Raw genomic sequence first — 26168 nt, 5'->3', positions numbered from 1 at the left:
GAATTTCATTCCTAAAAAACAGGTTGGAATTTAGCTGTTCTTTTCAGTAATGGGAACCCACTCAGTGTGGAAAACACCAGGTTTATCTACACGCTCGTAGGTATGTGCTCCAAAGTAGTCGCGTTGTGCTTGAGTCAGGTTTTGAGGTAGGCGATCGCGACGGTAGCTATCAAAGTAATCCAAGGAAGCGCTGAACGCGGGTACTGGGATACCTAGTTTTGCTGCGGTTACTAAAACGTCCCGCCAAGCATTTTGCCTGTCAAGAATTGTCTGTTTAAATTCAGGGGCTAAGAGCAGGTTGGGTAGAGATGAATTTTCGCCAAAAGCATTCTTGATCTTGTTCAAAAATCCAGCCCGAATGATACAGCCACCCTTCCAAATCCGAGCCAATTCACCCAGTTTTAAGTTCCAGTTATATGTTTGGGAAGCTCTGGATAGCAAAGCCATTCCTTGAGCGTAGGAACAGATTTTTGAGCAGTAGAGAGCATCTCGAACTTTGTTGATAAACTCTTTGCTATCACCCTCATACTTGCCTGTTGGACCTGTGAGGATCTTAGATGCTGCAATACGTTCTTGCTTGTAGGAAGACATGATTCGACCATTAACTGCGGCGGTAATGGTCGGAATGGCAACACCCAATTCCAAAGCAGTTTGTACTGTCCAACGTCCGGTTCCCTTTTGACCTGCTGAGTCAACAATCAAATCTACCAAAGGTAAATGTGTATCTTGGTCAACATAGGGGAAGATATTGGCAGTAATTTCAATCAAGAAAGAATTTAGTTCGTCGGTGGTGTTCCACTCACTAAAAACTTGATGTAGCTGATTGTGATCCAGTCCTGCAGCATTTTTCAGCAAATCGTAGGCTTCTGCAATTAGCTGCATATCACCATACTCAATGCCGTTATGTACCATTTTCACGTAGTGACCGGAACCACCGGGACCGACGTAGGTTACGCAAGCACCATCATCGACTTGAGCCGCAATTTTTGTAAAAATCGGCTCCAAATACTGGTAAGAGCTTTGTGTCCCTCCTGGCATGAGTGAAGGACCATTGAGTGCTCCTTCTTCACCACCACTGACGCCCATTCCAATGAATCGAAAACCAGCAGGTTCCAATTCTTGAGTGCGCCGATCTGTATCTTCAAACCAAGAGTTGCCACCGTCGATAATGATGTCGCCTTCGTCTAGCAAAGGTCTCAGCTGACTAATCACTGCGTCTACAGGCTTACCAGCTTGAACCATAATCAAAATTCGTCTGGGACGTTCCAAGGCAGCTACAAACTCTTCCAGAGTAAACGCGGCTTTGACGTTTCTTCCGTTAGCACGCTCCGCCATGAATTTATCGGTCTTATCGCGCGAGCGGTTGTAAACTGCGATTGGAAAGCCGTTTCGCTCAACGTTTAGAGCGATGTTCTCGCCCATGACGGCTAGACCAATCACACCAAAGCTTTGCTGTGTCATAATTTTTTGGCTAACTCTTGCAGATTCTCTTTATCTTTAGGTTAGTCCGAGATTTTCCCTTCTCTCCTAAAGAAGACATTAAGACTTCACAAACAGAGTCAAAATACACAAAGATACAAATAATTAATTTTAATTTGTATCTATCTCAACATTTTCCGGACAAATTTTGCAAAATTAGGGGATGGGGGATTGGGAACCGGGGATCGGGGATAGGAGATAGGGGATAGAAAATAGAAAGTATAATATCTTTGCTCCTCATCCCCAAGTCCTTAATCCCTAAGCCCCGCTTCCCAGTCCCGAGTCCCCTATCCCTAGTCAAAAGAAAGGAGTAACCACAAGATGCTGGCACACGTCCTAGCGTTGACAGTCGGTCTGGGTAGTATAGCGCTTTACTTAGCAGCTTTCTTTTTCCCAGAAATCCACCGCAAGAATGATTTTATCTGGAGCGGTGTAGGGCTGTTCTACGCCTTGGTTTTATGGATATTCGCACCACGCATTACTGGAGGTCTTTTGCTGGGTCATGTGGCTAGTGTCGCTCTTTTGGGATGGTTTGGCTGGCAAACACTCTCACTGCGCCGTCAACTGACGCCTACGGCTCAACAAACCCAAATACCAAATGCCGAAGAGGTCAAAACGAACCTTGGAAGCTCGGTTTCTAAGCTGTCACTGCAAGAACGATTCGCCCCGTTGCAACAGTGGTTGAGCCGCACCTTCTCTCGTCCAAAAGATAAGGTTCAACACACTGGAGTCACGAAAACCCCCGAAACTTCAAACGCTGCAGTATCTCCTACAGCAGCGCCAAAGGTTGAGATTGTTGACCAACGCAGTGCGATCGCACAACCGCCTGTCACTGTTACTGAAACTACAACCCCAACATACGAACAACCAGCAGAACCAGTCACACCCGTTGATTCGGAAGCAAAAACCAAGCTGGTTACAGAACCAATTCCACCAAATCCCCCATCTCCAGAATTGGTGGAAGCCGCTCGAGAGAGTGCTGAGGATAAAACACCCCCTCTTCCTGTAGTAGAAGTTGCTCCCGATGCTGTACTGGCTCCGCCTGCTGAAGAACCTCCCGAACAAGTTCCACCCAATCCATCAACTTAGGGTTGGCAATCAACATATACGATCGCTAACTGAGGATTCCCCAGAAATAAATGATTCGGATTGTGGGATAGGCGTCTCTTAGCTCAAGTTTCTTGTGGTGCAGACCGAACAGCCGATCTTTGTATGAAAAGCGAGCTTTCGACCCGCACTACAAGAGTTCAAAAGTTCTATGATGGTATTTCAGACGGCATCTTGGTGTCGTCTGCTATTGTGATGCCAAGTATCATAGTAAAAATAACAGAAATTCTCTCAAGTAGATCGAGAGAATAATAAACCTTTATTTCTAGACATTCAGCACTGTGACAGAACCTGGAAGCTACAAAGACACTGTAAACTTACCTAAGACCAACTTTGATATGCGGGCAAACGCTATCAAGCGCGAACCTGAAATCCAAAAGTTTTGGGAAGAAAATAAGATTTATGAACGCCTGTCTGAAGAAAATCCAGGCGACTTATTTATATTGCATGATGGGCCACCTTATGCTAATGGTTCCCTGCATATCGGTCACGCTCTAAATAAAATTCTTAAAGACATTATTAATCGCTACCAACTGCTGCGCGGTCGTAAGGCTCGTTACGTACCTGGTTGGGACTGTCACGGTTTGCCTATCGAATTGAAAGTTTTGCAGAATATGAAGCAAGCAGAACGGCAAAACTTGACGCCTTTGCAACTGCGTCAGAAAGCGAAGGAATTTGCCCTGTCTGCAGTCGATGAACAACGAGACAGTTTCAAACGATACGGTGTGTGGGGTGATTGGGGACATCCCTATCTCACGCTAAAGCCAGAATATGAAGCAGCGCAAATTGGTGTTTTCGGTCAAATGGTCCTCAAAGGCTACATCTATCGAGGATTGAAACCAGTACACTGGAGCCCAAGTTCTAAAACAGCTTTAGCAGAAGCTGAGTTGGAATATCCGGAAGGTCACACTTCGCGGAGTATCTACGCTGCGTTTAAAATGACAAGTTTGTCGGAAGCAGTGAAACCAGTTTTGGGTGAGTTTTTACCTGAGTTAGCTGTTGCTATCTGGACTACCACTCCTTGGACTATTCCAGGTAACTTGGCTGTTGCACTCAATCCAGAACTCAATTACGCAGTAGTGGAAGTGTCACGCCAAGATGCGAAGACGCAAAGCGATCCTGGCAATGTTGCGCCTTTAGGTGAGGCAAATTTCAAATATCTTATCGTTGCTGCGGATTTGGTAGAACGTCTCTCTACGGTTCTTGAGGCGCAATTAACTGTCAAAGCAACCGTCAAAGGAAAAGATTTAGAGTATTCTACCTACCGTCATCCTCTCTTCGATCGCGAAAGTCCAATAGTCATTGGTGGAGATTATGTCACCACTGACTCCGGTACTGGATTGGTACACACGGCTCCCGGTCACGGTCAAGAAGACTACATTGTAGGTCAACGCTACAGTTTACCTGTCCTTGCACCTGTGGATGATAACGGTAATTTTACTAAGGAAGCGGGAGAGTTTGCTGGGTTAAATGTTCTTGGGGATGGCAATCAAGCTATCATTGATGCGCTAACTGCGGCTGGTTCTCTGCTGAAGGAGGAAGCTTACGTCCACAAGTATCCCTACGATTGGCGGACTAAGAAACCTACCATTTTCCGGGCTACAGAACAGTGGTTTGCTTCGGTGGAAGGATTTAGGGATGAAGCACTCAAAGCGATCGCATCTGTAAAATGGATTCCCTCCCAAGGTGAAAATCGCATTACCCCAATGGTAGCCGAACGTTCTGATTGGTGTATCTCCCGTCAGCGCAGTTGGGGTGTACCGATCCCCGTATTCTACGATGAAGAAACGGGAGAACCTTTACTGAATGAAGAAAGCATCTCCCACGTACAAGCAATATTTGCTGAAAAAGGGTCTGATGCTTGGTGGGAACTATCAGTAGAAGAGTTGTTACCAGAAAAAGAGCGCAACAACGGTCGGTCTTACCGGAAAGGAACTGACACCATGGATGTGTGGTTTGACTCTGGTTCCTCTTGGGCGGCTGTAGCGAACCAGCGATCGCAACTCGACTATCCTGTTGATATGTATTTGGAAGGTTCCGACCAACATCGCGGTTGGTTTCAATCGAGTTTGCTTACAAGTGTAGCGGTTAATAATTGTGCGCCTTACAAAACTGTATTAACTCACGGTTTTGTCTTGGATGAACAAGGTCGCAAAATGAGTAAATCATTAGGAAATGTGGTAGACCCAGCGACTGTCATCTTGGGGGGGAAAGACCAGAAAAAAGAACCGGGCTACGGTGCTGATGTTGTAAGGTTGTGGGTCTCTTCTGTAGACTACTCTGCCGATGTACGCTTGGGCAATAACATCATCAAGCAACTAGCAGATATTCGCAACAAGATTCGCAATACTGCGAGGTTCTTACTGGGTAATCTGCACGATTTTGACCCGGAAAAAGATGCTGTACCCCTAGAAGAATTGCCTTCTCTTGACCGCTATATGCTGCACCGCATGACAGAAGTGTTTCAGGAAGTGACGGAAGCGTTTGACAGCTTTCAGTTTTTCCGCTTTTTCCAAACGGTGCAGAATTTTTGCGTGGTGGATTTGTCCAACTTCTATCTGGATGTGGCAAAAGACAGGCTGTATATCAGTGCGCCAAACGCGTTCCGCCGCCGCAGCTGTCAGACAGTCTTGAGGATTGCTTTGGAAAATTTAGCACGTGCGATCGCTCCCGTACTGTGTCATATGGCAGAAGATATTTGGCAGTTCCTCCCCTACAAAACGCCTTATAAATCTGTATTTGAAGCGGGTTGGGTGCAGTTAGAGGAGGGATGGAAAAACCCAGAACTAGCAGCATGCTGGCAACAATTGCGACAACTTCGCACAGATGTTAACAAGGTGCTCGAAGAAGCAAGGGTCGCCAAAACCATCGGTTCTTCCTTAGAAGCCAAGGTATTGTTATGTATACTCGATGAGCAGTTGCGTTCTTCTGTGACAGCCCTAAATGCCAGCCAGAATGGAATAGATGAGTTACGTTATCTATTTTTAACTTCTCAGGTCGATTTACTTGATTCTCCAGAAACGGCTCAAAGCTCGAAGTACAACTTACAGTCAGAGACATGGGCTTTAGGTGTAGCTGACGCAGATGGACATAAGTGCGATCGATGTTGGAACTACTCCACTCGAGTGGGAGAATTTACCGAACATCCTCTCATTTGCGAACGTTGTGTTTCAGCTTTAGCAGGGGAATTTTAAGGAATTCCACGGTATTTTCTACTTCGCGATTGGGTTAGCGATCGCTTGCCGAGCGTATAAACTATCCACCCTTCTGCCGTTAGGAGAAGGGTGGAAGATGCAATAGTTGTCGGTTAAGCCGTTTTTTCCTCCCCTGCACAAAGGTGCATCCCCTGCTTGTCTCCCGCGACAATTTTCGAGAGCCCTTGCCGTATTGGTGGAGGATGAAGAAATTTAAGTGGTGGCAAATTGCAAGTTACCTTGTTGCTGGTTTTCCACCTTAGCTTTTTCCAACTTCTGCAACAACTCTTGTGTGAGTTGAGTAAACGCTTTTGAACCTGCTGATTGAGGAGTGTGTAAGACAGCTGGCATAAAAGTATCAACAGCCTTTGCAACATTCACGTCAGTTGGTATTTGCGTCTGGCAAACTTTTTCGTCGCCAAAATCTTGATGAACGCGTTGTATAACTTGTTTGTAGTACCTACCACTGAGAAAGTTGGCGTTAGACATTGTAAAAACAATTCCCAGCATTTGTATGCCCAGATTGGCTTCCTGTTCGTGACTTTCTTTCAACTGAGCAATGCGCCGTTCTAACAGTTGAATTCCTACCACAGATAAGGGTTCTGGTTTTGCAGGAAGTATGTAGAAGTTACTGGTTGCTAAAGCACTGCGAGTCAAAAGGTTATATCCAGGAGCGCAATCTAAGAGAATAAAATCATATTCTTGAAGAACGGGTTCTAAAACTTTCCCCAGTAACACTCTTTCAAACCGATTCCAAATATTTTCAAACTCGTTTTCACCCAAATTGACTGCTTGCTGATACAGCATTTCCGAGACAACAAATTCATCATATAGGTCAATATCTCCTGGCAATAAGTCTAATCCTGGAAGATTGCAAACCTGATGTTGAATAATATCTTGAATTGTCAATTTTTTTCTTGACGATGAATTGATAATTTGGTCGAGTAAATACCTCAGCGTCCGTTGTTGCTTTCGGAGTTTGGCAAAGTCCACAGGCGACATCAGACTGAGTGTAGCGCTGATTTGACTATCTAAATCCAGAACGAGGACTCGCTTACCATGATTTTTGGTTAAACAAGTCGCCATATTGACTGTAAGAGTGGTTTTGCCAACGCCGCCCTTCATATTTGCAGTAGCAATGATATGTCCCATTTGTTGTTTCCTCTAATAGCACATCAGCCCTATTTTTACCCGCGTCCTATTTTGCCTTTCTTTCGATCGGGCATTCTTTGCGATTTTACATTAGCGTAAACATTTCATCATTTTTACTACAGAATTTTAATTTTTTTCACTGTGGCTCTGTAATTCATTCTTTCAATAAAGTAGTGAGCATTATAGCAGTCTCAGGTGTGTTATTGCGCGATCGCCTGACAAACCTCATTGATTCTTTGTCATTAGCTTGAGATTTTAGTGACAGTTACATTCCTTAATCTAGCTGTTGTTATTTCCGTCTATTCAATCTAGAATGTGAGTAAATTTATATACTTGATGAAGTCAATATTAAGACATCTTCAGAATTTCCAAACAATAAATTATTTATCTTGTAGGATTGGCGTCCTCGTTTGTCCTGTATAAGTGACAGCCTAGAAGCCTCCTACACAACAAGCAATTTTGGCAGATTTTTTATTTGAAAGTCCTCCAGTCGTCTGTGTCTTAAGTTCCGATGGGTAACTTTGCTTAGTCTTCCCAATTCTTCAAAGAAATTGGAGAGCTTACAGCCTCGTGAATGCAATCGAGCGCGGACTCAATGATGTAACTTTACTTTTAGTTACACCATTTATTATGTATTGAAGGCAAATGTAAAAAATTGATCGTACACCAAAAATTCCAGAAGAACAATCTAGGATGGAAAGTATAACTTTTAAAGTGGAGGTCGTAGAAAATAATCGCATCAGGCATTGGGGATAAAAAGACTGTTAAGAAATAATAAATGAAAAATGCTAAAGGACAAAGATTCTACTGATAAGGGTGCGATCTTAATTGTCGATGACACACCCACTAATTTAGAAATACTGTTTGATTTACTATCCAACTCTGGATTTACGGTTTTGATTGCTGAAGATGGGGAGAGCGCGATCGAAAGAGCGGTATATTCTCCACCCGATCTCATTCTCTTAGATGTTCTGATGCCAGGAATGGATGGCTTTGAAACTTGCCGTCGTTTAAAAGCCAATGAATCAACAAAAGATATTCCTGTCATTTTTATGACCGCACTGTCTGAAGCAATAGACAAGGTCAAAGGTTTAAGCCTCGGTGCGGTGGACTACGTCACTAAACCTCTCATGCATGAAGAGGTTTTAGCCCGGATCGAACTCCATTTAAGACTTCGGAATCTAACGAAGACGCTCTTGCAGCAAAATTTGCGTTTGGAAGAGGAAATTTCCGAGCGCAAACAAGCAGAACACAAAATTCACGAACAAGCTGCTTTATTGGATATCACCACAGACGCAATTCTTGTTCGAGATTTAAATAATGAAATTCATTATTGGAATAAAGGTGCCGAACACTTGTATGGCTGGACAGCAACAGAAGCAATAAGTAAAAATGCTAACGAGCTTTTGTATCAGCCAGAAACAGTATCTCAACTTCAAGAAATTCAAAAAAAGCTAGCTGAAAGTGGCACCTGGCAAGGTGAGTTGAATCAGGTTCATAAGGAAGGTCAACGCATTATTGTTGCGAGTCGTTGGACGCTGATACGCCATAAAAACGGACAACCCAAGTCAATTCTTGTAGTTAACACCGACATTACAGAGAAAAAACAGCTAGAAAGCCAATTGTTACGCGCTCAAAGACTGGAAAGTATTGGAACACTCGCCGGTGGTATTGCCCACGATTTGAATAATATATTTACTCCTATCTTGGCTTCAGCACAACTGCTACAGATTAAACTCCCTGATATTGATGAGCGAAACTCGCAAGTCTTAAAAATTATCGAAAATAACACCAAACGAGGTGCTGCATTGGTCAAACAAGTGTTGCAATTTGCACGGGGAGTCGAAGGCAAGCGTACAATTGTGCAAATTAGCTCTTTGTTTTTGGAAATTGAGCAGATCGTTCGAGAAACATTTCCCAAATCTATTGAATTTTTTACGAGTGTAAAACCAGACCTCTGGGCTGTTTTTGGGGATGCTACACACCTGCATCAAGTTCTGATGAACTTAATTGTGAATGCTCGTGATGCTATGGCGAACGGCGGTGTTCTGAACCTACAAGCCGAAAACCAATTTATTGACGATCGTTACGCTCGTATTAATTTGGATGCGAGTGTTGGTCCTTACGTTGCGATCGCAGTGACTGATTCAGGAATTGGGATGTCGTCCGAAATTGCCGACAGAATATTCGAGCCTTTCTTTACTACAAAAGAGTTTGGCAAAGGAACGGGGCTGGGTCTTTCAACAGTCAGGGGTATCATTAAAAGTCATGGCGGTTTTGTCACCGTCGATAGCAAGGTTGGAGTAGGAACTGAGTTTAAGATATTTTTGCCTGCAGTGGCAGTCACAGCGACCCCATATGTGGAAGATCTCGAACTACCAAAGGGCAATGGAGAATTGATTCTCGTCATAGATGACGAAGTCAATATTCTCGAGACGACCAAAATTTCATTAGAAGCTTATAATTACAAAGTGTTAACAGCTAGCAATGGGATTGATGCGATCGCACTTTATGCCCAACAAAAACACGAAATTAACTTGGTATTAGTGGACATGATGATGCCAATGATGGATGGTGCAGTCACCATTCGCACAATACAAAAACTAAATCCAAATGCTTTGATTGTTGCGGTAAGTGGTTTATCAGGCGATAAATTAGCAGGGACTACTGGAGTGAAAGCATTTATATCCAAACCTTACATGGCTGAAGATTTATTGCAAACACTACACAATGTTCTGCGCCATAAATCGAGCAACTCGATTTCATACCAAAACTCTTATGATAAATCGCCGTGACTTTCTGATTGGACTAGCCGCTAGTTCTTCCGTATTCGCGTCTCCATTGAAGTTGGGGATAGCAGCTAGTCAACCACTGTTAAAACCCAAACGCTTGCAAGCCGGATCTGGTGTGGGAATAGTTAGCCCCGCTGGTGCTACATTTGTTCGCGAACAACTTAATATAGTTGTAGATGCAGTCAAAGCCTTAGGATTAGTTCCCAAACTCGCACCTCATGTTCTAGAACGGTATGGTTATTTAGCAGGTAAAGACAAAGATCGCGCCTCTGACATCAATCAATTTTTTGCCGATCCTTCCGTAGCAGCGATTTTACCAATTCGCGGTGGATGGGGATGCAGCCGAATGTTGCCTTATCTAGATTACGATCGCATTCGCAAAAATCCCAAAATTGTAGTTGGTTTCAGCGATATCACGTCATTAATCCTCGGCTTGAATGCGAAAACTAATCTTGTGACATTTCACGGTCCCAACGGACTCAGTTCTTGGAGAACAACTCAAACAGAATCTTTTCGGCGCGTTTTGTTTAATGCTGAAACTGTCACCTTTAAAAATGAGAAAGATAGCGGTGATTCTGACCGCTTGATGCAAGTTAAATACCGAGTTCAAACTATTTCTTCTGGTAAAGCCAAAGGTAAGCTGATTGGAGGGAACCTTTCCGTTTTATCAGCAATTGTTGGCTCTCCTTATTTACCCAATTTTAATGGTGCTATTTTATTTTTGGAGGATTTGAACGAGAATGTATATCGTATAGATCGGATGATGACTCAGTTAAAAATAGCGGGTTTATTTGATAAACTAGCTGGTTTTATTTTTGGGCAATGCTCTGATTGTTTGCCTGATGCAGACTATGGCTCTTTGACCTTTGAAGAGGTTTTATGGGATCATATCAAACCCTTGGGCATTCCTGCATGGTCTGGTGCTGCGATCGGACATCTTGAAAATGTGCTGACATTGCCTCTTGGTCTGGATGTGGAAATAGATGCTGATGCTGGGACAATTCGGATGTTAGAACCTGCTGTTCGGTAAACAGTTATGCGGGCAATGGCAGCCATTCTATTCCGATGAGCATTGCCCACCCTAACATGAGTTCTAAACCATCACTTGATAAGTGAGAGCAAAATTTGAAAGTGCAAATTGTTTAAGTTTCTCTTTAACTCTTGCTGGCAAGGAATTAAAAGCGCTCCCCCGCCAACCTTTTTTATCTTGATATTCTAGTAGTCCACAATACATATCTTTCTTGTGAATATGCCATCCCCAATTTGCGGGAATTACTTCATATTCACTCAAAGTTTGTGTCAGGTATAGTGTTATTTCGTCAAGTTTCTGTTGGGTTTTCATAGGTTTTTGCGTTATTTATGAATAATTACTTATCGAACACAGAGTGCAGTTGCTTTACATAAAGATTTGGTCTGCGCTAATTCCCCAGTCTTGCTTTAGCAAAGTTTTGTACATATTTTCCTTGAGCATCATGTGCTCTTGCATCTCAATGAGAAAATCTTGTGCCTGTTCGCGAGACATCTGCCTTACATAATCTTCAAAGATTCTTAGATTAAATTGTTGCTCTAGAGATAATTCCATAGACTTATTCATCTTTAACCTACCTTGTCTAATTCGTTTTTACAAATTCAATTATTTATATGTTCATAATAGTCTTCCTTCACTCGATAATGACCTGTCTGGAGGTTTAAATTAGAGGCAATCTTAAGGACTATTATGAATGTACAAAATTTATCTGTGGGAATATATCAATTAATAACAAGCATCTTGCATATTCTGTCCTACTACTCCCCTCAAATCTCTCTGATGGATTAGGAAGAAATCAAATTTATATTTCCATCCATGAGTGCAAGGGGAGGGTTAGAGTGAGGTAAAAGCAACGCTAAAACATCAATTTATGTGCTACTTGAGACTTGTGTACAATAGCGTGTTAGGAGATCGAAGCACACCAACGCGTGCGATCGCCCTTGGCGCAAGCCGAAAGAGTGCTTATCGCGCTTTTGAAGCCTCTCTCCTGCAAGGAGCTACGGTGGCAATACTGCAAGGGCTCTCGAAAATTGTCGCGAAAGACAAGCACCTTTGTACAGGGGAGGAAAAAACGGCTTAACCGAGAAGTATTGGCTACGGTGGTATACAGATCTCTAGAAAAGAGATGAAACATTGTGAAAAGGGAGAATTGGAATTAAGTTCCCCCTTTTTTAAGGGGGGTTAGGGGGGATCGAAACGGGAGTATCTTAATTTGGAAAAAACACGCCTGCGATGTTCGTAATCGCAGCTATAGCAGTCCTATTTGATTTATAAAATTATGAACCACAAAGACGAGCCAGTGCGTTGCGGTGAATCCAGAGAAAGTAGGCGGTGAGACCATTGCTGTAGGCGGGTTTCCCACGCCCTGGTAACTGACGAACAAGGGAGGTGTTTCCCGCGACCACCGGGACTGGTGAACAAGGGAGGGGGGTTCCCCCTATAAAAGCACCAGGCGTCGCAAAGAGCAAGTATAGCCCTAGCGGGCATAGCTTACAGCATCGCGTAGCGTCTCCGTCAGGAGAAGAAAAGAGAAAAGAGGAATTTTACAAATGATTTAGGATTGCTATATACAAACCAAGTCCACCTACGTGGACATAGATAACAATATTAATTTTTCATTAGTGATGAAAACGCAAGTATATGCAATAGGTAATTAATGAGCGAATGTACAGTAATAAAGCCGCGTCTTGGTCTAGTAGACCCAACCAAAAATATTTTTAAAACAACATTATTCTTGTCATTAATGACTTACACTATTCATTCAAAGCTTTTATGGCTGTCTATTTACGGCAAAATAGGTATTACTTAGAGTAGTTTTTCAATCACTTTTTTTTATCAATTTAAAAAAAAAGAATATTTGCTGTGATTTTAGGAAAGGCATAATATGAAAACCATGCGCTGCTAAGGTACCTGGCGGAAACAAACACTGTCTTGATTTTAAGAATAGCGAGTAATAACTGTGAATTGGCTAATTACTACACTCATTGTTGGCATCTCTGCTGCCTTTGCAACTACCTTTGATGACAATCTATATTTGACAGCTTTCTTTGGAAAAGTCAATCACGCTTTTCGCCCGAAGCACATTATTCTTGGTGAGTTTGTTGGATTCACTGCGTTAGTTTTAGCTAGTCTACCCGGTTTCTTTGGCGGTTTAGTTCTTCCTGCAAGCTGGATTGGTTTATTGGGTTTCCTTCCTATCGCTATTGGTATCAGTCATCTCTTGAGTCGAGACGACGGGGATGAGGCAGTAGAATCTATCGCGGTTAACTTGTCATCTTCTCCCACTCGCTCAAAGCGCCACAAAAAATCACTCTTGGCAACTCTCCGCGATCCTCAAACCTATAGAGTGTCCGCAGTGACTATTGCAAATGGAGGTAATAACATTGGAATTTACGTACCTTTGTTTGCGAGTAGCAATCTCCCAAGTTTAGGAGTCATTTTATGTGTTTGCTACCTTACTGTTGGGGTATGGTGCTGTCTCTCATACTTCCTGACTCGCAATCCCCTCATGGCACCGCTTCTCACTCGCTATGGTCGCAAAGTCTTTCCCTTTGTTTTAATTTGGTTGGGACTCTCTATCCTAATTAAGAGCGAAACATATCAACTTTTACCCAGTCTGGCAATGTTCCATCATTAAGTTATGCGTGCGCTTGCTCTTAGCGCAAGCTGAAAGAGTGTTTATCGCACTCCAGGCGATCCTTTCTAATACTTGACTGAGGCATCATTGCTCTCGCACTTCAGCCTCACTCATGTCCATCCCAAATGCCGAATGCACTATGCGTAAACAAGCAGGGATACACAAGTCAATAGAAAAACTCATTCGCAGTTTTATGACTCCTCGCACTATCAATTGATAGGCGAGGTTTCATTATTTTTCTCTCTAGTGTGTGTAAACTACTTACATATTAAGTTACAGATGCAGTTGCAGTCTCAAAGAAGCGATTAGCAGGGCGAGCCAGTCCCAGATTTTCGCGCAGCGTCTTGCCCTCGTAGTCCTGGCGAAAGATCCCACGCCGTTGGAGTTCTGGCACAACCCTGTCTACAAAATCATTTAGCCCTTCTGGAACAAAAGGGAACATGATGTTGAATCCGTCAGATCCTTCCTCAGTCAGCCATTGCTCCATTTCATCGGCAATGGTTTGGGGTGTACCGACAAACGCCAATCCGCCGTAACTGCCAATGCGTTGAGCTAGCTGTCGAATGGTCAAATTCTCGCGTTGGGAAAGCGCTATTACTCGTTCTCGTGCGCTCTTACCAGCGTTAGTCTGTGGAATTATCGGCAAAGGACCATCGGGATCGAAGCCCGAAACGTCATAACCAAGTGCGCTATTCAGGCTAGCGATCCCGCTGTCATAATGCACGAGGCTATCCAAATGGGTACGCTTGGCGCGTGCTGCTTCTACGGTTTCACCTACGATAACTAAGGCACCCGGAAGAATTTTGATGGTTTCTGGATCGCGTCCGATCGCCCGCGCACGACTCTTAATGTCAGCAAAGAAGACTTTGCCTGCTTCCAAACTGCTGGCGGATGCAAACACGATTTCAGCGGTTTCGGCAGCCAGCTGACGCCCCGCTTCAGACGCACCTGCCTGAACTATGACTGGCCAACCCTGAACGGGTCTGGCGATGTTTAATGGTCCCCGTACCGAGAGATATTTTCCCTGATGACCCAGAACGTGAATTTTTGAGGGATCGAAATAAATTCCCGATCCCACGTCTCGGATGAATGCATCGTCAGCAAAGGAATCCCAAAGTCCCGTTACGACATCATAGAATTCTCTAGCTCGTGCGTAGCGTTCGTCATGCTCCACTTCCTCTTTTAAACCGAAGTTAAGTGCTGCGTCTGGATTGGCTGTGGTAACGATGTTCCAACCAGCGCGACCGCCGCTGATATGATCTAGGGACGCGAAGCGGCGAGCAATGTGGTAAGGCTGGTCGTAAGTTGTGGAAGCGGTGGCTATCAACCCGATATGTTCGGTGACGCTTGCGAGGGCAGAAAGCAGAGTGAAAGGCTCGAACGAGGTTACGGTGTGACTGCGCTTTAAAGCATTGAGCGGCATATTGAGTACCGCTAAGTGATCGGCCATGAAGAATGCATCGAACTTGCCCTGCTCTAGTTTCTGGATAAATCGTTTCAGTGCTGGGAAGTTAAAATTGGCATCAGGTAAAGCCCCAGGATAGCGCCAAGCACCTGTATGTATGCTGACAGGACGCATGAACGCACCCAGTTTCAATTGTTTTTTACCGCTCATTAGCCCTCCGTAGGCGTGGTCTTATATGCGATCGCGAAGCGGCTGCTTTGCAGCATCGCTCTTAGCGCAAGCTGTACCCAGCTTCTCGCGAAGCGGCTGCTTTGCAGCATCGCTCTTAGCGCAAGCTGTACCCAGCTTCTCGCGAAGCGGCTGCTTTGCAGCATCGCTCTTAGCGCAAGCTGTACCCAGCTTCTCGCGAAGCGGCTGCTTTGCAGCATCGCCCTTGGCGCAAGCTGTACTCAGCTTCTCGCCAACCCTGTTGCTAAAAGTATATTACGATAAATGGATAAATAAACAGTAGTATTAACTCATCATAGCAATTGTATGATGAGTTAATCCAGTAAAAGACTAGAAGTGTGAAGTACCTCAACCTGCTTGGCCGAGGTTGGGGCTTGCTACTTCAGCCTGTCAATGACTGAGTGCAGTTGCACTCTCGATTACACACATAATTAACTTTGATAGGGGCGCGGTAGTTGGCGCAGTTTATGAGCAGTATCCAAGTCACTATTGTTTTTTCTGCCATACCCCCAACCCAAGATGCGACGATATTCACCCATGATGCCACTTTCAATTAATTCATCCTCATTGACTGCAACATTAGTATGAGATTCAGGCGCAACATAGAGTGCATCAGCAGGACAATATGCCTCACACATGAAACACGTTTGGCAGTCTTCTTTTCTGGCGATCGCGGGTGGTTGGTTGGGTACGGAGTCAAAGACATTGGTAGGACAAACTTGGACGCAAACATTGCAGTTGATACAAAGTTTATGGCTGACAAGCTCGATCATTATAAGGCTCCTGCTATGACTTTGATGTAGAGGTTGTAGTTTGATTGGTGAGTGTTGGAGGCGTGGCGCAAATGCTTTGCGGCTTGTCGTCAGACATCGCATCCGTTATCCAATCACGCCTCACCCAAAGCTTTTCTAAACCACCAGTGGCTTGATAATAACGCTGATTTGGATCGGTTTGGGGATAGTCCACGCGAATATGTTCGCTGCGTGTTTCCGTGCGATGTAAAGCGCTAAAATACGCCCATCGCGCTACAGCCGTGAGAGCAGCCGCCCGACGAGAAAATTCCACATCGCGCACGGTATTTTGTTTTGGGTTTGCTTGTACTTGCTGCCATAGCGTTTCTAATTTGGCGAGTGAATCCAAAAGCCCTTGCTCGCTACGCCAGTAATTTTTCTCTAATGGGAACATCTGGGCTTGTACCCCCCGCACAATTGCCTCGCTATCAAATGTTTCAAAAGTGCTTGAGTGCGAGCGCAATCCGGCTTGACCTACAGGACGCACAACCCGTTCGCAAGCATGAGCGCCCAGACTCTTCGCAAAAGCAGCTGCTCCAACTCCTGCCCATTGTCCTGTAGAGATCGCCCAAGCGGCATTGGGACCACCACCGCCAGAAGCCAAACCAGATAAAAACTCCCGTGATGCAGCATCACCAGCGGCGTAAAGTCCGGGAACCTTTGTACCGCAACTATCATTCACAATCCGAATTCCACCTGTACCACGCACTGTACCTTCTAAAACTAGTGTTACGGGCACTCGTTCTGTATAGGGATCGATGCCAGCTTTTTTATAAGGTAGAAAAGCAATGAAATGAGACCTTTCAATCACTGCCTTGACTTCAGGTGTGGCTCGATCTAAACGGGCATAAACGGAGCCTTTTAGGAGAGCATTGGGGAGGAAGGATGGATCGCGACGACCATTGATATAGCCACCCAGATCGATACCCGCTTCATTAGTGTAGCTAGCCCAGCCAAAAGGAACACCCCTTGTTACTGTGGCATTGAAAGCGGTCGAGATGGCATAGTGATTGGAAGCTTCCATACTGGAAAGTTCAGCACCTGCTTCCACTGCCATCAGCAATCCATCACCTGTATTGGTATTGCAGCCCAATGCTTTGCTCAAGAATGCACAACCGCCATTTGCTAGGACTACTGCACCAGCACGAACGGTATAAGTACGATGATGCTGCCGTTGCACTCCTATTGCTCCAGCCACTGAGCCGTCCTCAGCTAATAAAAGCTCGAGAGCAGGACTTTGGTCGAGAATCTGAACGCCCACACGCAACAGGGTTTTGCGAAGTACCCGCATATATTCAGGACCGTAATAACTTTGGCGCACGGATTCCCCATTTTCTTTAGGGAAACGATAGCCCCAATCTTCCACGAGTGGCAAACTGAGCCAAGTTTTTTCAATCACCCGCTCGATCCAACGCAAGCTAGCTAGGTTGTTTCCTAAACAATAGCGCTCCGACAAAACTTTGTCCCAATTCTCGGGACAAGGAGCCATAATACCATTGCCACTAGCAGCAGCAGCACCGCTCGTACCTAAAAACCCTTTATCAACAATAATGACTTTGACACCCTGAGATGCGGCTGCCCATGCTGCCCATGCGGCGGCTGGACCGCCACCAATTACCAGTACATCAGCGGCTAATTGTAGTTCATTTTCGCTTAGCAATTCCTTGTCCTCCTTTTTGGGCAGTCAGCTTCATACTTTGCCACTGTAAGCGGCTTCTACAGGCAAAAATCCACCTGCCTGCATTTTCCATAACCTATTAGTCAGCACCAAGTTTTGCCAGTCATTCATTAATTGGTGCTATCTTCGACAATGCGACCTCGATCGAACACTAAATTAGGTGGGAAACAGTGGAAAACTGATGAGCTACTACATATCATGTTTTACTCATCTGCTTTTTTATCTGTAAAATTGCGCTTGCTGATTTGTTTGGGACTCATGACTGCTGCTTTATTTGACTGCTCATGCAGTAGATAGAGTTTGCATAATGTGTATAAAGGGCGTATACGGCAAATAATAGTTAATATGATACTCTAATTGTTAGTGTTTCAAACACTAAAGATAACAAATTAATCTTTTAGCCAGACTCCATATTCATGCAAGCCTTGAGAACGGGCAATAGTATGCAACATTGCAAGCGGTGACTCCGCGTTAGAGAGAATAATACAGAAGCGATCGCAAAAGCATCCCAAAGAGTGCCAATTGCCTTCAGAATTCTATTCTGAAGCTATACCAACCAAGTCCGACGATGCGGACTTCATATTAAAGTCCACTTTAAATAGACTTTGTTTGTGTAGCGGCGATTTCAATCGCGGTCATGTTTTTTCCAAATTGGGATGCTCCTGCGATCGCGGCGCTGGTTTGTAGAATCAGTCATAACGGTTTCAATGTGCTCTCTTTGTTCTCATACCAATTCCCGCGCATCTTTGAGACAAATACGATCCCCCCAACCCCTTTTAATAAGGCAATTATTTGGTAAGAATGATATCAAGCGTAACTATTGTCCAAGCTCTTTCATATTATTCATCACTTCTTGATACAATTGCTGATTGTCTTGTTTTTCAAAAATTTTGGCTGCTCGTTGCAAATCAGCCATAGCACCCTCTTTGTCTCCTAATGCAGCCCGAGCATTACCCCGATTATTGTATGCTGCAGCAAAGTTGGGGGATAGACGAATGGCTTCGTCGTAATCTGCAATTGCTCCCTCTCTATCTCCTAAAATGGTGCGGGCGTTCCCTCTATTATTATATGCGACGGCGTATTTGGGATTGAGGCGAATCGCTTCACTGTAATCGTCTACGGCTGCATTTCTATCTCCAGTCGCTGCTCTAGCATTTCCTCGATTATTGTATGCTTCAGCATAATTAGGATTAATGCGAATCGCTTGATTGTAATCTGCGATCGCATCTCGTGTTGCTCCCTCTGCTATATAAACATTCCCCCTATTATTATAAGCTTGAGTATCATTAGAATTTATTTGCAGGGCTTGATTGTAGTCTGCGATCGCTTGCTGTCTGTTTCCTAACTTAAAGTAGGCTAACCCTCGCTTATTGTAAGCTTCTCCATAATCGGGATTAAGACCGAGCGCTTTATTGTATGCAGCGATCGCGCCTTGAGAGTCTCCTTTTGTTTGCCTGTACTGACCCTGAATATAAAAGTCTCTAGCACTAGATGGTCTAGCTACCGAACGCAAGACAGGACGAGATTGAATATCTGTTACAAATACTTCTTTAGTATTGTTACAACCCACGATTGCCAAAAACACAAATACAGCCAGCAACAGATTTTTCATTCTTCATCCTTTATACTTTATTCTTCATCCTGTCCTGCATCACTTTCTTGATTTTTCGATGTTAGTTGCCAGTAAGTTTTTTTCTCAACGTCTACTGACAGTTGTTCTAAATTTTCTCCTAAATCTTTTTGTAATTTTTGAGTCAATGCAATCGGAAAATCAAAATCAAGAGATTGATTTTGTACCAACTGTACCAGTTCCATAAACGCAACTTTTACAGATGTGCGTTCGTAAGAAGACAGTTTTAAATATGGTGTCTCAGATACATTTTGCAATTGCATGGCTTTTTTGATGCGCTCCCGCAAATGCTCGTACTCTGAATTGAGCACCTTCCACTGTTCCTCAATCTGCGCGTATCTTGCATTTAGGGCTGTTATGTCTTCCGCAGCAGGTTCTGGATTAATTTCTTTATTTAATTCTATCAAATTTAAATGGACTTGAGCAAGATAAATACAGTCTAAGTAAGCATACTCTATTTGGTCTTCAGTTAAGGGTCGCCGTCCCCAATCACTTTTCTGTTCTTGCTTTTCTATATTCTGGAAATCACAAAGTTCTTCAGCTAACGTTTTCAATTGATAGTTAGGAACTGGTAAAGCATAATAAGGAATTTTTTTTGCCAATTCTAAAGTACAAGTAATATTTTTTGCTTTCTTTCCACCTAAAAATTTTAAATCGTAGCTGGCATTATGAAAAACTTTTTCAATTTTGGAATTAACCATAATTTTGTCAATAAACTCAGCGACAGTGTGGGGCTGGTTGAGAACATCCAAAATAAAAGTGCGTTCCCCGCTCAAATCTGCTGGCTCATCCAAGACTTGAATCAGCGATAATCTCGGATTGCGAGTGTTGTACTCAGCAACTTCGGTATCAATCCATAAAGTACTGGCTTTTGTATATTCAGCAATCAGAGAACGAATCGTACTTTCTGAAGTCAGGTATGGCATTTGTGATTTTTCCTTGTGATGGCCAACAGTAAATTCTGTTATAACTTTCCAAGGTACCATTTTCAGCCCCGTGTAAGAAAATACAAAACTTGAGCTATGAGGTATATTGCAGATACTGACTTTCTAAATCTCACCCTTGATTGATAGAGTATTTATTTCCCAGGCTGGATTTCTTCAGTCTCAGACTCAAGTCATTTTATTTGTGTACACATATGTTTTAAATCTACTTCTAATAATTAACTATGCGCTACTTTGTCTTAGCCACTGACTATGATGGTACGCTAGCAACTGACGGTCGCGTAAGCGATGAAACTATAGCAGCTTTAAAACGCCTGCGCCTTTCTGGTAGAAAATTGATATTAGTGACAGGTCGCGAACTAGAAGATTTGCAGCGTGCATTTCCAGAATTGGATTTATTTGATTGGGTGGTGGTAGAAAATGGCGCTTTGTTGTACTCTCCTGCTTCCCGTCAGGAGAAACCATTAGGCTCAAAACCGCCCGAAGAGTTTATCAAAGCATTACGCGATCGCAAAGTAGATCCTTTGTCAGTTGGTCGAGTCATTGTTGCCACTTGGCATCCCAACGAAACAACAGTACTGCAAACAATTCGGGAGTTGGGTTTGGAATTGCAAGTCATTTTTAATAAAGGTGCAGTTATGATACTGCCTTCCGGTATCAACAAAGCAGTAGGATTGACTGCTGCTTTAGATGAAATGAAGTTATCACCGCATAATGTTGTAGCTGTAGGTGATGCTGAAAATGACCATGCTTTCTTAGAATTGTGTCAGTGTTCTGTCGCTGTTGCAAACGCTTTACCGGTGGTAAAAGAACGAGTAGATTTTGTCACTGAAAACAGTCGCGGTGCTGGTGTTGTCGAACTGATCGATCGATTGCTGGCTTCAGATTTGACTGAGATAAACATCCAAAGGGAACAACACAATATTTTATTGGGTACGAGAGAAGATGATTCTCTCGTAAATATCCAGGCTTACGGCTCAAATCTTTTACTAACTGGTACTTCTGGTGGTGGTAAATCGACTTTGGCAACGGCTGTACTGGAGCGCATTGCAGAGCAAAATTATCAATTCTGTATCATCGATCCTGAAGGCGATTACGAAAACTTTGAAGATGCAGTTATTTTAGGTGATACTAACAGAGCGCCAAGGATACAAGAAATTTTAGATTTACTAGAGCAACCGCACCAAAATGTGATTGTTAACTTACTGGGCGTTGCTTTAGCAGATCGTCCCGCCTTTTTTGCCGAATTTTTACCCCAATTGCAGGAATTAAGAGCGCGTACCGGTCGTCCTCATTGGATAGTGGTAGATGAAGCCCATCACCTCATGCCTGCTTCTTGGAATCCTGCTTCCCTAACACTACCCCAAAAGCTTGATTGCATGATGTTTATTACCGTCCATCCCGACCAAGTTGCCCCCGCAGCACTATCTTTGGTAGATGCTATCATTACTGTAGGTTTGTCACCAGAGAAAAATATTGAGCAATTCTGTTCTGTTGTGGGTCATTGTCCCCCACAACTGGCTCCTCAAAAACTCGAACCAGGAGAGGCGATGGTATGGTTCCGCGAATCTGAGACCGAACCATTCCGCTTCCGCATCACTCCCGGAAATACAGAACGCCGCCGTCATGTACGCAAGTATGCTCAAGGACAATTGGGAGAAGATAAAAGCTTTTACTTTGTAGGACCATTGGGCAAACTCAATCTCCGCGCTCAAAACTTAATTTTGTTTACCCAAATTGCTGAAGGCGTTGATGACGAAACCTGGTTGTACCATCTCAAGCAGGGAGACTATTCCCGTTGGTTCCAAGAAGCTATTAAGGATGATTCTTTAGCGGAGGAAGCTGAGAAGATAGAGAAAACTGCTAACGGTTCAGCCAGAGAAAGCCGTGCGGCTATTAAAGCTGCTATTGAACAGCGTTATACTCTACCAGCTTAAAAAACCACCTACCACTGCCGCGATCGTCCGTATCATCCTTACGGACTTCGCCAGTATCATAACTTTTCACAATCCCCTCCTAATTAGCTTTGATATGTCTGCCAGATCCAAAACTTAACTAAGATGGCAACAGAAAACATCTGGCATAAGAGTTATGCACAAAGACTGAAATAATTATAAATTTCCGGATAATGCCAAGTCAGTTAATTGCATGATTTTTTCAAAGTAGAAATTGTGAGCTAAATCAGTTAAAGCAGATGCTAAGAGAGCATATTCAGCAGGAATCTGCTCTATAAATTTAAGAATTAACTCATCACTACATTGTGCTGCTGCATGGTTTAATTCTCTTAACCATTCAGGGGACATCTGACATAATTCCAGAAAAAAATCCTCAGATACATAATTATTTACATCCTCTACAGAGCTATTTTCTTCTTCATAAAGGTATTGCAGACCCAAATATTGCTTTAATTTTTCTAGTAAAAATTCTTCTCGAAACGGCTTTTTAATAAAATCATTACAGCCTGCTTGAATCATAAACGTACTTTGTTCTTCAAAGGCACTAGCCGTGAGGGCGATGATAATAGTTGGGAATTGACGATTGCGGTTCGGGGTTTGAGAGTGACTCATTCCAAGTGTCTTTTCCCTTGCCTTAATCTGTCTTGTTGCTTCATAACCATCCATGACTGGCATTCGCATATCCATAAAAATGATCTGTGGGTGCCAAGATTCCCACTCCAAAATAGCTTGTGTTCCATTGTTTGCTTCGCGGACTTTAAATCCGATCGCTGACAGTAATTTCACTAACAATAAACGACTGTCGCTTGCATCATCTACCACTAAGATACGGTACTCCGGTTGATTGGGTGCCAAACCGATGACTCGCTTCGGTACTGGGCTAATGATATTTTCGCTTTGACAAGTTAATTCAATAGGGATGTGAAAAGCAAAGGTACTACCCTCGCCTAAAGTACTGCGAACGCCAATCTCACCACCCATAAGATGCAGGTATTTACGGCAAATAGCTAATCCCAGCCCCGTTCCTTGTTGTGATTCTCTACCGGTTTCTGTTTGCCCAAATGGTTCAAACAGCAAATCCATTTCATGAGGTGCAATTCCAAGCCCAGTGTCTTGAACCTCAAAGATGAGGGATTGGGAGGTTTCTTTCCCAGATCCCAAGCCCCAGATCCCAGCCTCCAATCTTGCACGCAATGTCACGCGCCCACTGTTAGTAAACTTGATGGCATTACCTAAGAGGTTGAGCAAAACTTGACGCAGCTTACTGGCATCGGTTTTTACGTTTTGGGGAAGGTTTGCATCTAACTCAAACACCAGTTCTAAACCTTTTGAAACTGCACGTAAATGCAGCATTTGTTGCAAGTTATTCAAGAGGTGATATAGATCGAAAGAGTTGATGTTGAGGGTTGTCCTACCTGCTTCAATTTTAGACATTTCCAAAATGTCATTGATTAAGCTAAGTAGGTGTTCTCCCGCACGATTAATGATTTCTAGATTCTGCTGAGTTTCTCGGGATAATTTGCGATCGCGACTCATCAATTGGGTAAAGCCAAGAATAGCATTGAGTGGCGTCCGCAGCTCGTGACTCATGTTTGCTAGAAATTCACTTTTGGCATGATTGGCAGCATCAGCAGCAATAACAGCCTGTTGCAATGCTGTTGACTGTTCTTGAGTTTTTGCCAGGAGTTCTACTTGCTGTAGTGCAACTCCCAACTGATTGCCTATTTGCACAACAATATTAATTTCTCCTGTTTTCCAGTTTCGAGTATTGGAATTTTGATAACTTGCAAGCAGTCCCCAAAGTTGCTGACCGCAAAATATGGGAACGGTAATATAAGCTTTGGCTTGAAAGCGTTCCAAAAGATTAATATAACAAGAGTCAAAATCGGCTTTGTAAATATCGGGAACACACAAGAAACTCGTACCCTGGTTGTATACGCCGCCTTGAGTTTCTTGCATATAAGTATCTAAAACTTGATTATCTTGACTGTTAAATAGTTGAATGATGCAACGTTCGTTTTCTAAAGCATTTTTAGTCAGATCGGGGTTACTTTGATTTGCTTCAATGATAGACGCCCAGCTTTTGCCTACAGACTCCGCGATGAACTCTCCACTCCAATCTGGATTAAAACGGTACACAACAACGCGATCGCAATTAAGGACTTGTCGCAATTCTTGTGTTGTGGCAGCAAAAATTGTTTTTAAATCTAACGATTGCCGCATACTTTGAATCACGTGGGATATGGCTCGTTCCCTTTCTGCACTTTCCCTTAATTCAATTTCTGCAAACTCGCGAGATTTAATTTCATTTTGTAGTTGGAGATTTTGCTCTTTTAGTTGTTTTTGCCATTTTTGAGTCTTGAGTTGATTTTCTATACGCAATAAAATCTCTTCTTCAGTAGTCGGTTGCGTAATATAATCAAAAATACCCAATCTCAAATATTTTAATTTTTCATGAATATTATTTATAAAGTTAATAAAAATTATTGGTATATTTTCAGTTCTCTCATTTGATTTTAAATGGTGGCAAATTGTATATGTTTCTGTTTCTCGAAGTGTAACATTTAACACAATTATATCGGGTACTTCCAGAAGAACGCGAGGGAGTATCTCTTCTGGTTGAAAATTACTTCTTTGAACACTGTAACCTTTATGGATAAGGATGTTAAATAGCTCCTGTAGCTGTTCTGGTCGATCGTCAAAAAATAAGATTTTTGTTTCCCGGACATCCTTTTCCATAAAATTAAGTTTTTCCTTTTCCTGAGGTGATTAAAACAATCAAATTAGAATCGCCACCAAGTCTTCTGCACGTAACTTAGGACACCCATAGCTACTGCTGCTAGAAGCAACAGCCAAATAACCCCTCCAGGAAGAAAAGTGATCGCACCAAAACCTCTCAAAACCCAGACAGCGATCGCAACACCAAGAAAAATACCTAGAGATTGGTTTAACCTGCGATTTAACTTAGAAGAATTCATTTCTAGTGCTCCAACATCAAAAGTTTGTTGTAAGTTAGCTTTTTTTATTTTATCTTGACAAGATTTTACAAATCCTGAAAGACTCATAAATTGTATGGGGTCGGCTATAGACGCATTATTTTCTGCTATTGAAGATTTAAAAGGAATTTTCAGTATTTCTACTGAATGCAATCAGTGAATACTCGTGAACAATTTAAGAATATCTTTAAAAAGTTTTGGGCGAAGGTAATTCACCCTTTGGGTATCTCTGTATATCCCAAGGACATAGAGCTATAGGCTCGCTCTTTTCAGTTGGGAAATCTGCTGGCTTTCCCTAGACCCGCCATCTAGGTAAACTAGTGAATTTTAAACCGTTTTAGTAGCTTCTGGGCTCTCTGATGCTGAGGGGAGAACACATTATATGAAATAAGAATTCTAGAAATTTTAATTTTAGCGATAAGAAGAGGCTAGTTTTTATGAAGTTTTGGTAATAATTGCAAACACGTGGTAATTTCCGGAAAACTTGTAGATCGGATTGGAACTAAAATTGGCATATTTGGCTCGATTGAGACCTATATCCAGTTATAGACCTTTAAGTTGTAGGTGTTTTGAGGAGTGATTGAAAGTAATATGAGGGCATCGTCAACATCAGATACAGTTATTACTGGTTCAAATATGGTTTGGAATCAAGATCAACAAAGATTGTTGATGCAAGGCGAAATATTAGTACAGACAAGCTCGCATACAGCCTGGGGCGGTGCTGTGACAGCCACAATGTACGTACCATTGATGCGATCGCAAGTGTGGCAGCAAATTACAGATTATCCCCGTTGGGTGCAATATTTTCCGGATGTGACCAAAAGTGAAGTGTTGCAACGAGGAGAAGCCAAGCGTCTGTATCAAGCAGCACAAAAAGCTTTCTTATTTTTTACAGCTCAAGTCGAAATTTACCTTAACGTTGTAGAAGAAATTGGACAGCGGATACAATTTCGACTGGAAAAAGGCACATTTCACGATTTTACGGCTAACTTAGAGCTAAAAGATTGTGGTAATGGCACTTTACTGACTTATGGAGTGGCAGCAACTCCGACCATACCCGTACCATCTATTTTTATACAACAAGCAATGAACTTTGAATTGCCAACAAATATGCGTAAAATGCGACAAGTGCTTTGTAAGGGTCAGTAAAAG

General features: G+C 43.0%; 19 protein-coding genes. 8 read left to right on the top strand and 11 right to left on the bottom strand.

Going from position 1 to position 26168, the window contains the following annotated elements; translation table 11 throughout:
- Window positions 1-30: 30 nt before the first annotated feature.
- Window positions 31-1461 (bottom strand): NADP-dependent phosphogluconate dehydrogenase, encoded by a 1431-nt coding sequence (gene gndA / locus AB0756_RS20500; protein WP_038074202.1) that lies wholly within the window; start codon window positions 1459-1461, stop codon window positions 31-33.
- A gap of 339 nt (window positions 1462-1800) precedes the next feature.
- On the opposite strand from gndA, the gene AB0756_RS20495 reads away from it, so the two are divergent.
- Window positions 1801-2568, top strand: a complete 768-nt coding sequence (locus AB0756_RS20495) for a Ycf66 family protein (protein WP_038074199.1) — start codon at window positions 1801-1803, stop codon at window positions 2566-2568.
- 299 nt (window positions 2569-2867) lie between these two features.
- Entirely contained in the window at window positions 2868-5780 is a 2913-nt protein-coding gene (gene ileS, locus AB0756_RS20490; protein WP_050046612.1) for an isoleucine--tRNA ligase, read from the top strand.
- A gap of 213 nt (window positions 5781-5993) precedes the next feature.
- Here ileS and AB0756_RS20485 read toward each other — a convergent pair whose 3' ends face one another.
- The gene (locus AB0756_RS20485; RefSeq protein WP_038079914.1) at window positions 5994-6932 is read right to left on the bottom strand and encodes a ParA family protein; all 939 of its coding nucleotides are present in this window, start codon (window positions 6930-6932) and stop codon (window positions 5994-5996) included.
- Between the two features lie 785 nt (window positions 6933-7717).
- Between AB0756_RS20485 and AB0756_RS20480 the strand changes: the two genes are divergently transcribed.
- Window positions 7718-9727 (top strand): ATP-binding response regulator, encoded by a 2010-nt coding sequence (locus tag AB0756_RS20480; protein ID WP_038079915.1) that lies wholly within the window; start codon window positions 7718-7720, stop codon window positions 9725-9727.
- Window positions 9711-10754, top strand: coding sequence for a S66 peptidase family protein (locus AB0756_RS20475; RefSeq protein WP_038079917.1), 1044 nt, complete (start codon window positions 9711-9713; stop codon window positions 10752-10754). The genes AB0756_RS20480 and AB0756_RS20475 overlap by 17 nt, the downstream gene beginning before the upstream one ends.
- Window positions 10755-10817: 63 nt before the next feature.
- Here the strand turns inward: AB0756_RS20475 and AB0756_RS20470 are convergent, their stop codons facing one another.
- Both AB0756_RS20470 and AB0756_RS20465 read right to left on the bottom strand, forming a co-directional pair.
- Window positions 10818-11066, bottom strand: a complete 249-nt coding sequence (locus tag AB0756_RS20470; RefSeq protein ID WP_038079919.1) for a hypothetical protein — start codon at window positions 11064-11066, stop codon at window positions 10818-10820.
- Window positions 11067-11120: 54 nt separating this feature from the next.
- On the bottom strand, window positions 11121-11318 hold the full coding sequence (locus AB0756_RS20465; RefSeq protein WP_038079922.1) for an NblA/ycf18 family protein: 198 nt from the start codon (window positions 11316-11318) through the stop codon (window positions 11121-11123).
- 322 nt (window positions 11319-11640) lie between these two features.
- Between AB0756_RS20465 and AB0756_RS20460 the strand changes: the two genes are divergently transcribed.
- Both AB0756_RS20460 and AB0756_RS20455 read left to right on the top strand, forming a co-directional pair.
- Window positions 11641-11832 carry a hypothetical protein gene (locus tag AB0756_RS20460; protein ID WP_162002204.1) on the top strand — a complete coding sequence of 64 codons (192 nt, stop codon included), beginning with the start codon at window positions 11641-11643 and terminating at the stop codon, window positions 11830-11832.
- A gap of 879 nt (window positions 11833-12711) precedes the next feature.
- On the top strand, window positions 12712-13389 hold the full coding sequence (locus AB0756_RS20455; RefSeq protein WP_038079925.1) for a cadmium resistance transporter: 678 nt from the start codon (window positions 12712-12714) through the stop codon (window positions 13387-13389).
- Between the two features lie 268 nt (window positions 13390-13657).
- Here the strand turns inward: AB0756_RS20455 and AB0756_RS20450 are convergent, their stop codons facing one another.
- The 5 genes from AB0756_RS20450 to AB0756_RS20430 form a co-directional block, all read right to left on the bottom strand.
- On the bottom strand, window positions 13658-15004 hold the full coding sequence (locus AB0756_RS20450; protein ID WP_038079927.1) for an LLM class flavin-dependent oxidoreductase: 1347 nt from the start codon (window positions 15002-15004) through the stop codon (window positions 13658-13660).
- Window positions 15005-15453: 449 nt separating this feature from the next.
- Complete coding sequence (locus AB0756_RS20445) at window positions 15454-15795, bottom strand: 4Fe-4S binding protein (RefSeq protein ID WP_038079929.1); 342 nt, start codon at window positions 15793-15795, stop codon at window positions 15454-15456.
- A 13-nt stretch (window positions 15796-15808) separates the two neighbouring features.
- On the bottom strand, window positions 15809-17473 hold the full coding sequence (locus AB0756_RS20440) for an FAD-dependent oxidoreductase (RefSeq protein ID WP_237265991.1): 1665 nt from the start codon (window positions 17471-17473) through the stop codon (window positions 15809-15811).
- Between the two features lie 835 nt (window positions 17474-18308).
- A complete protein-coding gene (locus AB0756_RS20435) occupies window positions 18309-19103 on the bottom strand; it encodes a tetratricopeptide repeat protein (protein ID WP_038079933.1) in 795 nt (264 codons plus the stop codon).
- 17 nt (window positions 19104-19120) lie between these two features.
- Window positions 19121-20047: a ribonuclease D gene (locus AB0756_RS20430; protein ID WP_038079935.1), complete on the bottom strand. Its 927-nt coding sequence runs from the start codon at window positions 20045-20047 to the stop codon at window positions 19121-19123.
- A 242-nt stretch (window positions 20048-20289) separates the two neighbouring features.
- Between AB0756_RS20430 and AB0756_RS20425 the strand changes: the two genes are divergently transcribed.
- Window positions 20290-22002, top strand: a complete 1713-nt coding sequence (locus AB0756_RS20425; protein ID WP_038079937.1) for an HAD family hydrolase — start codon at window positions 20290-20292, stop codon at window positions 22000-22002.
- A 174-nt stretch (window positions 22003-22176) separates the two neighbouring features.
- Here AB0756_RS20425 and AB0756_RS20420 read toward each other — a convergent pair whose 3' ends face one another.
- Window positions 22177-24759 (bottom strand): GAF domain-containing hybrid sensor histidine kinase/response regulator, encoded by a 2583-nt coding sequence (locus AB0756_RS20420; RefSeq protein ID WP_038079939.1) that lies wholly within the window; start codon window positions 24757-24759, stop codon window positions 22177-22179.
- Window positions 24760-24803: 44 nt separating this feature from the next.
- A complete protein-coding gene (locus AB0756_RS20415) occupies window positions 24804-24998 on the bottom strand; it encodes a hypothetical protein (protein ID WP_038079991.1) in 195 nt (64 codons plus the stop codon).
- Window positions 24999-25607: 609 nt separating this feature from the next.
- Here AB0756_RS20415 and AB0756_RS20410 point away from each other — a divergent pair.
- A complete protein-coding gene (locus AB0756_RS20410) occupies window positions 25608-26165 on the top strand; it encodes an SRPBCC family protein (RefSeq protein ID WP_038079941.1) in 558 nt (185 codons plus the stop codon).
- Window positions 26166-26168 lie beyond the last annotated feature (3 nt).

The sequence above is a fragment of the Tolypothrix campylonemoides VB511288_2 genome (assembly GCF_045999855.1).
GTDB classification, from domain to species: Bacteria; Cyanobacteriota; Cyanobacteriia; order Cyanobacteriales; family Nostocaceae; genus Scytonema; species Scytonema bouteillei_A.
The sequence above is the reverse complement of the archived record's forward strand: the minus strand, read 5'-3'. Positions and strand labels throughout refer to the sequence as shown.